The sequence below is a fragment of the Desulfovibrio simplex genome (assembly GCF_055387835.1).
Map to the genome: position 1 here is coordinate 2,347,472 of NZ_AP042377.1, position 13,831 is coordinate 2,361,302.

Genomic DNA, 13,831 nt, shown 5'->3' on the forward strand with positions numbered 1-13,831 from the left:
GTAGCCCGCCGTTCTGTTGACGGTTTTGAGCACCCGGAGTTTTGCGTTTTGCAGGCTCCCATCAAAAAATCAACAGAGGTGCTTCATGTCCCAGTCAATCAGCCAAGCGCAGTGCGCGCCCCCGCAAGATCCCCCGGAAAACGTCATCATGCATCTTTACCACACGGCAGCGGCTATGGAGCATCTGGTCGGAACCCTGCCTGAAGATATACGGCCTGGCCCACCTTATCGGCAAATTGGGAAAGGATGTTGAGTTCTGCGCCATCCTGCTTGATGATGCGCCACCGGACTGGACACCAGTGTGAGTGTGCCCGCGCAGTGAAACGGAGCCTGCGGAAACGTCAGCATCGGGCACGGCAGCGCCGCCCTGCCGCACGGTGAAGTTGCCGTACAGGGTAGAACTGCCCGGGCCGCCCTCGTAACCTTCAGTGGTGAGTACGCCCTGAATTTTGATGACAGGCGCGCGCAGCAGGATTTCCTGCCCACTTTCAATCGTGGCTTTGCCCGTGGCCTTGATGGTTTCCGTCCCCTGCACGGTGACGGCATCACTCCTTGCACCGTAAGGCCTCGGTTGCCGCTCACGCGAATCTGCCTATTGCCCTTGACCGTGCTTGTGTGATCGCCCCCACGGTTTCAACAGCGTTTTTGCCCGTGGTGTGGGTTGATTCGCCCCGGCCGTCAGATTCATCGCACCCAGGGTGCCCAGGTCTGCTCTGGATCCTGCCAACATGGTGAGCTGCGTGCCCACTTCCACTGTGCGGGCGCCGTCGACCTCAAGCCGTGAATGCTCGGAAACCTGTTTTGGTTCCGTGGCCAGCTTCGTTGTGTCCACAGCTTCCACATGGCGAGACACGCTTTTATCCGTTATTGCCGCGTCTGTTTCCCTGCTCCAGTTGCCCCCGGCGTCTGCCCGCTGGAAAGTTGTGGGCCCCTGTTGCAAAAGCATTTCTTCCAGCCCCACCTGGGGCAGGGAATCGCCCATGCCATAGATCTGCCTGATTATGGGATGATCCTGCCTGCCATAGGCAAAGCCCACCACAACCAGCGCTTCGGGCCTTGGCGGCGCGAACACGCCAGCCTCCCCGCCAGCGCCCACCGGCACGGGGAGGGGCACGGCCGTGTAGCCCGTCCAGCTCACAAAACGCCGTTGCATGGCTACCAACATACAAAAAACCGCACACCTGAGAGTTCGCGGCGGGTTCGCAAAATGATCGCCCGAGCATGGGGGTTTGGCAGATGCCAAGCCGAACTCCCTGTCTCTCTTTGTGGCTATTTTTTATACATATGTCTTGACGGTGACGCCTGAAATTTATACTGTGTGCTACCTTTTTTAAAAAAATAACACCGTGCAGGCTGGCTTAGGTTTAATCCAAACCGTAGTTTCAGTAACACTGCAAGATTGAACGTGCTTATTGCGCGCGGCCAGCGCATGAAAGCGCTCGTGTGGAGTTGTGCGCCCACGCGGTGTTACCTTTTTTTAAATAGTGCTACCAGGGGTGGGTTTGGGGCCCCACTGCCAAAGAATCCGAAAATACACTGAATAAGCCGTTTATCCATACGAAAGAGAGGTTTCGGATGAGGAAGATGCTCTCCATTGCAGGCCTGCTGTTTGCATGCACATGCATGTGGTGTCCTTCAGCACAGGCGGAAGATACGCAGGACGCCGGGCAAGACGCGCCACAGCAAAATGCTGCGGAACGGAAAACTGGCCTCACACAAGGCAGTCTGACGGCCTACACATTGCCGGCCATAACCGCTTACGGCGTGGCGGACCAGCCCCCTTCGGTTCCCGTGCAGACCCGTTTTGGAACCCAGTTCAACGTTGTGACGGAAGAGCAGATCAAAAGGCAAAACTCACTGGATTTTTATGATGCTCTCCGCAACGTGCCGGGCGTCATGTACCAAAAGAAGAACATCATCGGTGGGCAGACGTCGCACAGCCTGTATATCCGGGGGCGCGGGGCAAGCCATCCCAGCCCTGATCTCAATATTTTCTTTGACGACGTGCCCCGCAGCGGGGTGCTCTATGGTCAGGCCCTGGCTGACGGCATTCCAGTATATGCTCTGGGCGGGATGGAGATATACAAGGCGCCGCAACCTTCACGCTTCGGCAGCGGGTATGGCATGATCAACTTTATACCCAAGTATATGACCGAAGACGGATATGAACTGCGTGTGGGCTCAGAGGCGGGCAGCTATGGGACCGTTGCGGAGAATGTGGGCATGGGGGCCAAGAAGGACAATGTCGACATCTACGCCGCCCAAAGCTGGATCAGCACTCTGGGCCATGTTGATCACAGCGCCGGGCATCAGGCCAGTTACTACGGCAACCTGGGCATAGCATTTGGCGACAACTGGGGCATGCGGCTTATGGCAAACCGCGTGGATGCCAAAACCCAGGTTCCCAATAATCCCATAACCAACACGCGCACCACAGACCGCTATGACACGGAAACCAGCCTTGCCACTCTTTCACTGAACAACACCTACGATAACGCCTCAGGCTATCTTAAAGGCTATTATAACAACACCCTGTTTCATATAAGAGGCGAAAACAGCGGAACAGCCATGTCCCGTCAGACCAACGATCTGTATGGCATTCGCGGACGCGAGACGTTTTCGCTGTGGCAGGGAAGTGAATTTGTCGCTGGCTTTGATCTGGATATGTCGCGTCTGCAAAACTACCAGGAACAATATAAAACGCGCACGTCAACAAGCTGGGATTTCCCGGACCAGACATTGTTTTCGCCGTATTTCGCGGCCAGCCAGCTTTTTGGCGGCACAGAGGGCTTTCATGTGACGCCCTCAGCCGGTGTAGCATATACAGCAGCAATCTTTTTGAAGACCATACTGCGCCGCAGGCTGGTCTGGTGCTGGGATATGCCAATACCGATCTGAGTTTTAACTATTCACGTGGGGTCAACTACCCCAGCCCGGTGGTGCTGCAAAACTTTCTGGCCAATAAATCCCTGCCGGGCAGTTTCGACACCAAGGATATCAAGCCGGAAGTCATTGACCACTATGAAGTGGCGTTAAAGCACACCATGCCGGGAATATTCAGCGCCAGCGCCACCTATTTTCATGATGACGGCAGAGACAGGCTGCGGGCGTACATGTTTGGCCCGTCTCCCACCGCGTCATTTTTCAATTCTTCCACCGCCGAATACAAAACTGACGGCTTTGAACTGGCTGGCTCCGTAACTCCCATAGACGGTGTTGAAATCTTTGCGGCCGGGACGTGGATCAAAGCCTGGGCCAAGGGCGATGACGGGCAAACCACAGACAAGCTGCCCTACACTCCCAGCTTTGCCCTCCAGGCTGGCTTCAAATGGGATTTCCTGGAGCATTTCCGCCTCAGTGGCGACTATCAGCACTTGCAGGACGTATACGCGGGCACGTTGGCCCGAACATCGGCCACAGTCAATCCGGCGAGTAATTTCACAAAACTCAAGGAAATTGATAAATTGCCGGAAATTAATGTGGTCAATCTGCGGCTTGACTACATCTTCAAGTATGATGACTTGCACCTGGAAGAAGGAAAAGTCTATCTTGCTGTGAACAACATCTTTAATACGCCCTACGCCTACGCCATGGAAAAAACGGGCGACGGCAAGGACAGACAGTTGTACTACATGCCTGGAACCACAGTCATGGCAGGTTTTGAGCTCAAGTTTTAACGCAAACACCGCAACCGATGCCCGCGAGGCATCAGTTGCGGCATCCTTGGGAGATCTGTATGGCGGAAAATCATGAACGCGAGATGCAGCGGAACCATTTCTTTGAAGCACATGCCCATCAGTGGGAAGAACGAAATTACACGCCTGAAAAACTCGCTCAAGTGGATCACATGGTTGCCGGGCTGGGTCTTGGCAGCGGCATGAGCATTCTGGATGTCGGCTGCGGCGATGGGGTGCTGCAACCGTTCCTGCGCAAGCACTCGGGCAAGGACGCGCGGCTTTTTGCTCTGGACGCCTCCAGTGCCATGCTTGAAAGCGTTTCGGTACGTTTTCCCGATGTTCAGACATTTCATGCCAGAGCCGAATCCATGCCCTTGCCGGATGCGAGCATTGACGTGCTGATCTGCTTTTCCGCCTTTCCCCATTTCAGCGACAAACCCGCGGCAGTCAGAGAATTTTATCGTGTGCTGAAACAGGGTGGAACAGCCTATGTCCTGCACATTGACGGCAGGGAAAAACTCAACGCGCTGCACGATAAACACCACGAGGTAGAGGGCGACCATCTGCCCTGCCCCACGGGCATGCGGCTCCTCTTTGTTGAGGCGGGCTTTGCGCACACCAGTGCGGATGAAAGTGCTGAGCACTACTACTTTTCCGCCAGAAAATAGGAGGCTGCATGCGGCGCCGCTCTTTTGTCCTGTCCTGCACCCTTCTGCTCTGTTTTTTTGCCTTCCCTGCGGCCTATGCCGCTGAACCGCTGCGAGTCGTCGCGGGCACTTCGCTGATAACTGATATTGTCAATGACCTCACCGCTGGCGACAGTGAGGTGCTTACCATCATCCAGGGCTCAAGCTGCCCCGGCCACGAGAATGCCAAAACCCACGATTTTGTCTTTGCCGCCAAGGCTGACCTTGTGCTGATACATCCCTTCCAGCGCCACATGCTGCAAGTAACCGCCATGCTGGACGCTGTGGACAATGCCTCGCTGAAGCTCGTCGCCATAAGCCCGAGGGGAAGTTGGCTTATCCCGGAAATACAGAAGCAGGCAGTGCTGGAGATAGCGGATGCCTTGTGTACAGTTGCTCCGCGGAAGGCAGAGGCCATTCAGCAAAAAAAGCGGCAACGCGTTGAAAAAATCGCCCGGGCGGAGCGTGAATGCCGGGAACGCCTCAAGGCGGTAGCGGGCAAATCCGTTATTGCGGCCACCATGCAGACGGAATTTGTGCAATGGGCGGGCTTCAACGTGTTGCGCTCGTTTGGACGCGCCGAGGAAATTAACGCCCGCGAGTTGGCCTCCATCATGTCAGACGTGAAAGGCAAGGGTGTCTGCGGCGTCATAGACAATTATCAAAGCGGAATGGACGCCGGGCTTCCGCTGGCGCTGGAGCTGAACGTTCCGCATGTGGTGCTTTCCAACTTCCCCGGCTCCAGTGACGACGTGCCGGACTATTTCAGCCTGCTGCAGGAAAGCGTGGCGCAACTGTCCAGGCTTTAAGGAAATAAACGTGCAGGAAAATCTCGCCGTTTTGCAGAACGTGCACGTCAGCTATGAACGTCGCCCAGTATTGCACGATATCAGCCTGAGCGTGGCCACAGGCGAATTCTGGACGGTGATCGGCCCCAATGGCGCGGGAAAGTCCACCTTGATCGGGTTGTTCAACGGTCTGACGCAGTACGATTCAGGTGCGGTTACCTATGCGGGCAAAGCCGTCACCCCCAAAAGCGCCAGGCAAGCGCGCCTGAAAATAGCGCATGTTTTTCAGGCCACTGACCTTGATCCCAAAATGCCGCTTTCGGTTTTTGCCTCTGTGTTAAGCGGAACCTGTGGCCGCCTGGGGCTTTTTCGCCGCCCAGGACAAAAGGAAAAGCATCTTGCCATGCACGCGCTGGACGTTGTGGGATTGGCGGACCTGGCCTCGCGTCCCATAGGCCAGTTGTCGGGAGGTGAGCGTCAGCGTGTGGCACTTGCCCGTGCCCTCGCACAGGAGCCGGAGATGCTGCTGCTGGACGAACCCACAGCGGCTCTCGACTGGCGCGCCCAGAGGGATATCTGCACGACCGTGGCCGCTCTGCGGCAAGAGTTTGCTCTCACCGTGGTTATGGTCACCCACGACCTCAATGCCGTGTTCAGCCTTGCGCAAAAAGTAGCCATGCTGCGCGAAGGCCGCCTGCTTTGGCAGGGAAAAGTGCAAGATGCCATGCGGCCAGAGCTTTTAAGCACACTGTATGATGTGCCCATTCAGATCGCGGACTGTGACGGCAGAAAAGCCGCACTGTTTTAGCGTTTTTTGTTTCTGAAACAGTCTGCTCAGGGAAGTCGCTATGGAAGATTTTTTTCACTACGCCTTTCTGCAAAGGGCGCTTCTCATGGCCCTTATCGGCGGTTGCGTCTGTGGCTCCATGGGAGTCTTTGTGGTGCTCTGGCGCATGAGCCTTGTGGGCATGTGCGTTTCACACGCCGCATTTGCCGGAGCGCTTCTGGGGCTATGGATGGGGGTGCCCCCACTGGCAGGAGGTCTTGTGGCCAGCCTGGGGGCGGCTTCGGCTGTGGGGCCGCTGGCAGAAAGGCCGGGATTCAGCCTGGATACCGCAATGGGGGTTGTCTTTGCTGTGGTGATGAGTCTGGCCATGCTGGCGCTGGGGCTCATGCCGGGGGCCAAGACAGAAGGGCTCAGCCTCATATGGGGCAGCCTGCTTTCCGTCACTGTTTTTGACCTGCAGCTCATGGCAGGAACAGGATTGCTGATTTTTCTGTTTATCTTTCTGTTTTTCAAAGAAATTGAAGCCATCATGGGGCAAAGGCACGCTGCCGCGGCGTCGGGCATTCCTGTACGCGGAATATACTACGCCTGTCTTGTTCTGCTGGGCCTGGGCGTGGCCTTCGCCCTCAAGGCCATTGGCGGACTGCTGATTTACGCGCTTATTGTCACGCCAGCGGCCACGGCCCTGCAACTGACCTACAGTTTAAGCTGCATGTTCTGGCTTTCAGCCTTGTTTGGCGCCATTGCATCTGTGCTGGGGCTCTGCCTCTCATTTTACATGGCCGTACCACCGGGCGCAGCCATTGTACTGCTTTCCGCCGCCATGCTTGTTATTGCCATGTGTCTTTCGCCCAAAAAACAGGGAGCCCGTCTTTTTCGTTAGAGCAGATCAACCTTGAACTGCTTCACATTTCAAAGTTTTCATTCAGCCGAAAAATGCGATTTTCTGCTGAATCCACGCCACGTTGTGGCGCGCTGCACTTTCGTGCACCGTCAGAGCATTTACACTTTTTCAAAGTTAATCTGCTCTAGAAAATCTTTGCATCGGCTTTCGCTATATCCCGCGGGTAAGTTCGCCAATCCTTTCGCTCCGACCAGACAAGTCAGAGAGGGATCGTTACGCGAAAACGCAACTATCCCTCTCTGGCATGTGAAGTGCCCCTCGCTCCTCAAGAAATCCTGCTCCGGCTTCGCACTGGACCAGATTAACTTTGAGAATGGACATTCTCAAAGTTTAAGACACGCATGCTTCGGCGCTTAACAGCGCAAATAAGTTGCGCTTACACTTTCGCTGCGGGCGCCTGCTCACGCAGTCGCCAGAGCAGTTTCAAAGTGAAAATGCTCTAAAAAGGGCGTTTACACTCTCCCCGAGCAGTGAAACGGAGCCTGCGGAAACGTCGCCATCGGGCATGCCGCGCCGCCCAAACGTGCCGTGAAATCGCCGCACAGAGCGGAACTGCCGGGGTCGCCCCCGCAATCTTCAGTGGCGAGCACTCCCTGAATTTTGGCAAAAGACGCTCGCAGCAGGATTTCGCAGGATTTCCTGGGTGCTTTCTATGATAACGTTGCCAACTCCCCTGACAGCTTCCATTTGCCCCAATCCCAACCTGTCAAAGCCCTTTGTGAGGTCAGGCTGCTCTTGCGCGATACAAGTCTGGTTCTTTTTTTACGTATACTTACTCTTGTACTTTTTGTTCAGCATTCTTTCCTTGTGATACGCATGGCCTTTCTGCACCGCCGCCACTGTCAATTTGCTTCCGCAACCTGGCGGGCAATTTCGTGTTAGCCGTTAAGCCCCGACAGACGGCAGCGTATTTTTTCCGGCAGTGTTCTATAGAGCCAGACGCTTACGCTGCTGGACATAATACAAACAGTTTTAGTATTATTGTCGCAAGATCATTGTTTCCGCCAAATATAACACCGCTTTGCACTGGAGTATTTTCATGTTCCACTGTGTGTTACGCATCAGCCTCTGCTCTTCGGAGCCATCGCTTGAAGCCGCATTCAAGGCTTTGCAGGCTGATGCTGACTTCAGGCACAAGGTAACCTTCAGTGCTGAAGCTCAATCTCTTTCCGCAACGAACCTGCCTGACGAAGATATTTTTTTCCTTGATTCCGCGCAGCTTGCCCTGCTGCCAGACCTCAGAAAAACAGTCAGGCCCGCCGCGCGGATTGTCCTGATAGACACAGCAGGGCACGAAGCCGCCCTGCAACAATGTCTGGTTTCCCTGCTGGACGATATCTGGCCTTTGTCGGAAAACCCGGCGGTTGTCGCACTGCGGGTTAACAGCCTGATACGCGACGCATTGCTGCGCAAAGAGCACGCGCTGTTGCGGCACTGCCTGGAAACCACCATTGATACTACCCCCGACCTGATCTGGTTCAAGGACATCCGGGGCGAACACCTCAAGGTCAATGCGGCCTTTTGCCGTTTTGTGGGAAAAAGCAAAGAGGATGTCACAGGGCGGGGCCACTACTATATATGGGATATTGAGCCGGAAGAATATGCGCAGAGCGAATACGTCTGCCTTGAGACTGAAGAGGAAGTCATTGCGCGTGGCGTGACCTGTATATTTGATGAAACTGTGAAAACCAAGCTGGGCATGCGGCAATTCAAAACGCGAAAGTCTCCCATCTTTGATGAGTACGGGGCCATCATCGGCACGGTGGGCATTGCCTATGACATGACAGATATTACAAAATCGAGCGCAGAAATTGAAATAATCCTGCAAAATCTCCCCTTTGCAGCTATGATTTTGGATGAAGAGAACAGAATTGCCAACGTAAACCAAAAATTTCTGGATTTTTTCAGCATTGAAAGCGCGAAAGAAATTTTGGGCTGTTTCCGCTCACGCGTGCGCGCCATTGCCATCAAAGACCATCAGTTTAAGCAGGTCGGCGACCATCTTGAAATACGCTCATGGAAAAAAGGCGAAGAATTAATCTTTGAGTCTTACGAAAGAGAAATCGTGGACATGTTCCAAAACCGCATTGGCATGCTGGTCATTTACAGAGATGTGACGTCGGAGCGCAACTCAAAGCAGCAGTTGGAACGCAGCGCCAATACCGACGAGCTTACCGGACTGTACAACAGAAGATATTTTTACAGCCAACTGCCTGAAACCGTTGCCACTGGGTCGGCGCTGCTTTTTGTAGACCTGGATGACTTCAAAAAAGTCAATGATACGTACGGGCATCGCGCCGGAGACGACGCCTTGAGACTGACGGCCCAACTTTTGAAAAAACACTTTAGCGACGCCATCACCTCCCGCATCGGCGGCGACGAATTTGTTCTGTATCTGCCCAAAGCCCAAAGCGTGGAACAGGTGGCTACCCGGGCATGTCGCTTGCAAAAGGCCATGAGGTCAGTTTTTACAAAGGATACGCCCTGGCACGGGCTGTCCGCCAGCATTGGCGTCGTTGTGGCTGATACGGCCGACATCGGCCGGGACGAACTGGTGCGGCGCGGCGACATTGCCATGTACGAGGCAAAACGCCAGGGGAAAAACAGAGTGTGTCAGTACCAGCATACCAGGGACGCGCCGCATGGCGGGGCCCTCTCCCCCTTGTGTGTCGCACCGTGCCCCCCCTGCCACCAGCGTGAAGTTTGCCGGGCAAAAAAACAGGCTGCCCTCATGCGCAAGTGACCCCGTACCGCACAGGAACGCGCTCCGCGTGCGGTATGCCCAAACGCAGAGTACAGCGCCATTTTCACGGCTGTCATTGCTGTCATTGCTGCCATTGCCGATGGTTATGGAAATTTCCATAACCTTTTTCTTTTTTGATCATCCAAATCCGGCTTATGGGCACGACACAGACCGACAAAACACGTGCGGCATCTCCCCCTCAAATTCCGTAACGACCCAACGCCGCCCGAACTCAGGCAGACGGAACCATCGGAAACGTCTGGCTTTTACTGACGCCATACCGCATACGTGATTCCCGCCATCGAGCCTTAAAGCATACTAATTAAGTATTAATTAAACAATACATAAGCAGTTTTATTGACGAATATGATGCAGACTCAAAATATTTATGCTAGGAATTAAAAAATACTTTCTTACTATGATTTGAGCTGCAACATTATCGGTTGCACGTAGTAAGCGAACCGTTTCAAGGCAAAAATACTCTACTTTCAATTCGGGGCTAATTGTATGAAAAAATTGCTTATTCTTGGTGCTGGCGCTGGTGGAACCATGATTGCCACAAAGATGAGGAAGTTATTGAGCGAAAGAGAATGGGAAATAACCCTCATCGACCGCGATCCTGTCCACCACTATCAGCCCGGCTGGCTGCTGGTTCCTTTTGGAGTCGACACGCCGCAGGGTTGTGTGCGCCCCAAGAAAGACTTTATCAGCCGTGGCGTTAATTTTGTCCTTGACACTATTAACGCGGTTGATCCTATATCCCGCAAGGTAGAATGTCAGAACGGCACCTACACCTATGACTGGATAATCATTGGCACGGGCGCAAGAATCGCTCCCGATGAAGTGCCCGGCCTGCTGGACGACTGGGGCGGCAAAATCCACAACTTCTACACCCCCGACGGCGCGGTTGCCCTGTACGAAAAGATGAAGCATTTCAAAAAGGGCAGACTCGTTCTGCACATTTGCGAAACGCCCATCAAGTGCCCTGTGGCGCCTCTGGAATTTGTGTACATGGCAGACTGGTACCTGCAAAAAATGGGCGTGCGCCAGAACGTCGAGATCGAGCTTGTCACCCCGCTGACCGGCGCGTTCACCAAGCCCGTGGCCAACAACATTCTTGGCGCGCTTTGCGAACAGAAGGGCATCAAGGTCACGACCAACTGGACCGTGGACAGCGTCGAGGCCGACCGCTCCGTAATCGCGTCCGTCACTGGCGATGAAATTCCCTACGACCTGCTGGTGAGCATTCCCCCGAACCTGGGCCAGGAATTCCTCATCGACTCCGAAGTGTCCGACGTGACCGGCTATGTCGATACCGACAAGGAACTGCTGCGCGCCAAGAAGTTCGACAACATGTATGTGGTTGGCGACGCCACCAACGTGCCCGCCTCCAAGGCCGGTTCGGTCGCCCACTTTGAAGTGGACGTCATCGCCCAGAACCTGATGTCCGACATTGAGGGCACCGACAACTACTACAAGTTCGACGGGCACACCAACTGCTTCATCGTCACGGGTTTTGAAAAAGCCTCGCTCATCGACTTCAGCTACGCCGTCGAACCCCTGCCCGGCATGTTCCCCCTGCCCGGCGTCGGCCCCTTCGAACTGCTGGGCGAAAGCCACATCAACTACTGGGGCAAGCTCATGTTCAAATGGGTGTACTACAACCTCATGCTGAAAGGCCATGAGCTTCCGTTTGAGCCCAATATGTATCTTGCAGGGAAAGATACCTCCTTGCTGCGCAACAAGTAGGTTGGAGGATATATGACACCTGAAGATAAAATCCTCGAACGGCTGAACGCCATTGAAGATCGGCTTGCCGACCTTCAGGCGGGCAAGGAAAACAGCAGCATGCTGATGGAGCAGTTGACGCCCATCGGCAACCACGCCTTCCGTCTTATGGTTGAAGAGCTGGAAATCCTTAATGGCCGGGTTACGCTTGACGACATCCTGGATCTGGCCAGAAAGGGCTTGCTGACCGTTCCCAGGCTCACCTGGCTGCTCGATCAGATTGAAAACGCCACTGACCTGTGGCATGTGCTGCACCCCGCTGTTGGTCAGACCTTTCCGCATATCGTCGAAAAGATGGGCGAGTGGGAACAGAAGGGCGTGTTCAAAAAGGCCGCCGCCCTCAAGGATGCCGGCGGAAACCTGCTGGACGGCATGACCCCCGAGGACATCGCCAAAACGGGCGAAGGTCTCGCTTTTATGACCAGCCTGTTGCAGCGGCTTGCCGAGCCTGAACTGCAAGGCAAGATCACGGCCATGCTTGATCTGATGAGCGCCATCGACACGTCAAACGTGAAGCCCGCCGGCATGCTGTCCCTGCTGGGCGCGCTGCGCAGCCCCGAAGGCAGGCAGACCCTGGGCCTGGTGGTGGAAGTGCTGAAAGCCACCGGCAAATTCTCTGCGGAAGGGAATTCGTCCAAATAGCGCTGTATATATGACAGAAGCGGGCCGCAAGACTGAGCCGCATGCCGGGAATGTATCGATTCCGTCACGGCACGGGGACATTCGCGCGGCCCGCTTTTTTTCACACCACCTGCCTTGATCATGCCGCTGCCTTTGGGCATGCTCCTGCCTGTAGTCATGCCCTGCCTGTAGTCTGCCGCTGACCGCCCCTGCCATGGCATTTCATATAATCAAGCCAGTGCGTCTTCCCCTTGCCGGGCGTGCCTGCACAGCCCAGGAAGGTGCTGGCTGTTGACTATAACGCCCGTATCAAGCAACGTGTCTCAGTCAAAGCCTTAAAGCGAACCCGTTGGTCTGCGCCGCGGGTTCGGGCAGACCAATCTGGCGCGGGTCCGGCCTCACGGATATGCGCTAGAGCAGTTGACTCACTTCATTCGTAACTGCTCTGCAAGGATTTTCCTGAAAATCCTTGCCAGGAAATGCGAGCAGGCAGGCTTTTGCCTGCCGTAAGAGAGCATTTCAAGTGTTAGATGCTCTGTAAGACCTCGGGGGATTTTATGCCGCTGATTCTCGCCATCAACCCCGGATCAACAAGCACCAAGATCGCGGTATACGATGACGCGTCTCCTGTGTTTACGGAGAATATCGCGCATGCCCGCGAAGATCAGGCCCTATACCATGCCGTCACCGACCAGTATCTGTTCCGGCTGGAGCCCATACTGGCCGCGCTTGAAAAACACCATACGCCCCTCGCCGGCCTGGATGTTGTGGTCGGCCGGGGTGGGCTTTTGCCGCCTCTTGAATCCGGGGCCTACCTGGTTGACGATAACATGCTGGACTATCTGCGCCGCGCCCCCAGGGGGGAACACGCCTCGAACCTTGGGGCCTTTCTTGCCAGGGGCATAGCGGACAAGGTGGGCATCAAGGCGTACATCTATGACCCTGTGACCGTGGACGAAATGATTCCCGTGGCGCGCGTCACAGGGCTTCCGGCCATACAGCGGCGTTGCATGGCGCACAACCTCAACATGCGCGCCTGCGCCATCAAGTATGCGGAAGAGCGCGGTAAAAACTATGCCGACCTGACCCTGATTGTGGGGCATCTGGGCGGCGGGTTTTCTTTCACCCTGCATGACCACGGCAGGATCGTCGATATAGTCTCCGATGACGAAGGGCCGTTTTCACCGGAGCGCATCGGCGGTGTGCCCGCTTTTGCGCTCATGACCTACGTTCTTGAATCCGGGCGCGACGCCAGGGCTTTCATGCGTCAGTTCCGGGGGCAATCGGGCCTGTTCGCGCATTGCGGCACCACCAACGCCAGAGAAATTGAACAGAGCATAGCGGAGGGCGATGCCCAGGCGGCCCTGGTCTATGAAGCGATGATCCTCAACATCGCCAAGGCGCTGGCTGCTCTTTCCACGGTTGTGTGCGGCGGGGCTGAAGCCATCATTCTGACGGGCGGCCTGGCCCACTCCGAAATGATTATCGAGCAGGTGGCAAAACGCGTCAGACATATTGCCCCCGTGGTCTGCATGCCGGGCGAAAATGAAATGGCTGCCCTGGCCGCAGGCGCGCTGCGCGTTCTGCGCGGAACCGAAGAGGCAAAACTGTTTCCTGAAAAGGCAGACGCCGCACCCTAGAGCTGAATCCACGCCACGTCGTGGCGCGCTGCACTTTCGTGCAGCGTTAGAGCATTTACACTTTTCAAAGTTAAAATGCTCTAGATCAGATTCCCTCTGAAGTGTCGCACATTTCAAAATGCCCTGGTGTACCGCCCGCTGTTGCGGCGCAACGCAAGGACGCTGGCGCTCCCTTTTCATGTCAATACACGACATCG

Annotated in this window: 12 protein-coding genes; 10 read left to right on the forward strand and 2 right to left on the reverse strand. The window is 55.2% G+C overall.

Annotated elements, in window-relative coordinates:
• Window positions 1-94: 94 nt before the first annotated feature.
• Together ACZ5DH_RS09780 and ACZ5DH_RS09785 are read right to left on the reverse strand one after the other, a co-directional pair.
• Window positions 95-535, reverse strand: coding sequence for a hypothetical protein (locus ACZ5DH_RS09780; RefSeq protein WP_464254108.1), 441 nt, complete (start codon window positions 533-535; stop codon window positions 95-97).
• A 57-nt stretch (window positions 536-592) separates the two neighbouring features.
• Entirely contained in the window at window positions 593-1,165 is a 573-nt protein-coding gene (locus tag ACZ5DH_RS09785) for a hypothetical protein (protein ID WP_464254109.1), read from the reverse strand.
• A 458-nt stretch (window positions 1,166-1,623) separates the two neighbouring features.
• On the opposite strand from ACZ5DH_RS09785, the gene ACZ5DH_RS09790 reads away from it, so the two are divergent.
• The 10 genes from ACZ5DH_RS09790 (at window position 1,624) to buk (ending at window position 13,634) form a co-directional block, all read left to right on the forward strand.
• Window positions 1,624-2,898 (forward strand): TonB-dependent receptor plug domain-containing protein, encoded by a 1,275-nt coding sequence (locus ACZ5DH_RS09790; protein ID WP_464254110.1) that lies wholly within the window; start codon window positions 1,624-1,626, stop codon window positions 2,896-2,898.
• Complete coding sequence (locus ACZ5DH_RS09795; RefSeq protein ID WP_464254111.1) at window positions 2,871-3,677, forward strand: TonB-dependent receptor domain-containing protein; 807 nt, start codon at window positions 2,871-2,873, stop codon at window positions 3,675-3,677. Before ACZ5DH_RS09790 ends, ACZ5DH_RS09795 begins: the two co-directional genes overlap by 28 nt.
• Window positions 3,678-3,736: 59 nt before the next feature.
• On the forward strand, window positions 3,737-4,345 hold the full coding sequence (locus ACZ5DH_RS09800) for a class I SAM-dependent methyltransferase (protein WP_464254112.1): 609 nt from the start codon (window positions 3,737-3,739) through the stop codon (window positions 4,343-4,345).
• 8 nt (window positions 4,346-4,353) lie between these two features.
• A complete protein-coding gene (locus ACZ5DH_RS09805; RefSeq protein ID WP_464254113.1) occupies window positions 4,354-5,172 on the forward strand; it encodes a metal ABC transporter substrate-binding protein in 819 nt (272 codons plus the stop codon).
• 10 nt (window positions 5,173-5,182) lie between these two features.
• Window positions 5,183-5,959: a metal ABC transporter ATP-binding protein gene (locus tag ACZ5DH_RS09810; protein ID WP_464254114.1), complete on the forward strand. Its 777-nt coding sequence runs from the start codon at window positions 5,183-5,185 to the stop codon at window positions 5,957-5,959.
• 40 nt (window positions 5,960-5,999) lie between these two features.
• Window positions 6,000-6,821, forward strand: coding sequence for a metal ABC transporter permease (locus ACZ5DH_RS09815; RefSeq protein WP_464254115.1), 822 nt, complete (start codon window positions 6,000-6,002; stop codon window positions 6,819-6,821).
• A 1,060-nt stretch (window positions 6,822-7,881) separates the two neighbouring features.
• On the forward strand, window positions 7,882-9,585 hold the full coding sequence (locus tag ACZ5DH_RS09820) for a sensor domain-containing diguanylate cyclase (RefSeq protein WP_464254116.1): 1,704 nt from the start codon (window positions 7,882-7,884) through the stop codon (window positions 9,583-9,585).
• Window positions 9,586-10,092: 507 nt separating this feature from the next.
• Window positions 10,093-11,334: a type III sulfide quinone reductase, selenoprotein subtype gene (sqr, locus tag ACZ5DH_RS09825; protein ID WP_464254117.1), complete on the forward strand. Its 1,242-nt coding sequence runs from the start codon at window positions 10,093-10,095 to the stop codon at window positions 11,332-11,334.
• Between the two features lie 12 nt (window positions 11,335-11,346).
• Entirely contained in the window at window positions 11,347-12,015 is a 669-nt protein-coding gene (locus ACZ5DH_RS09830) for a DUF1641 domain-containing protein (protein ID WP_464254118.1), read from the forward strand.
• Between the two features lie 536 nt (window positions 12,016-12,551).
• Window positions 12,552-13,634: a butyrate kinase gene (gene buk, locus ACZ5DH_RS09835; protein WP_464254119.1), complete on the forward strand. Its 1,083-nt coding sequence runs from the start codon at window positions 12,552-12,554 to the stop codon at window positions 13,632-13,634.
• Window positions 13,635-13,831: the final 197 nt, after the last annotated feature.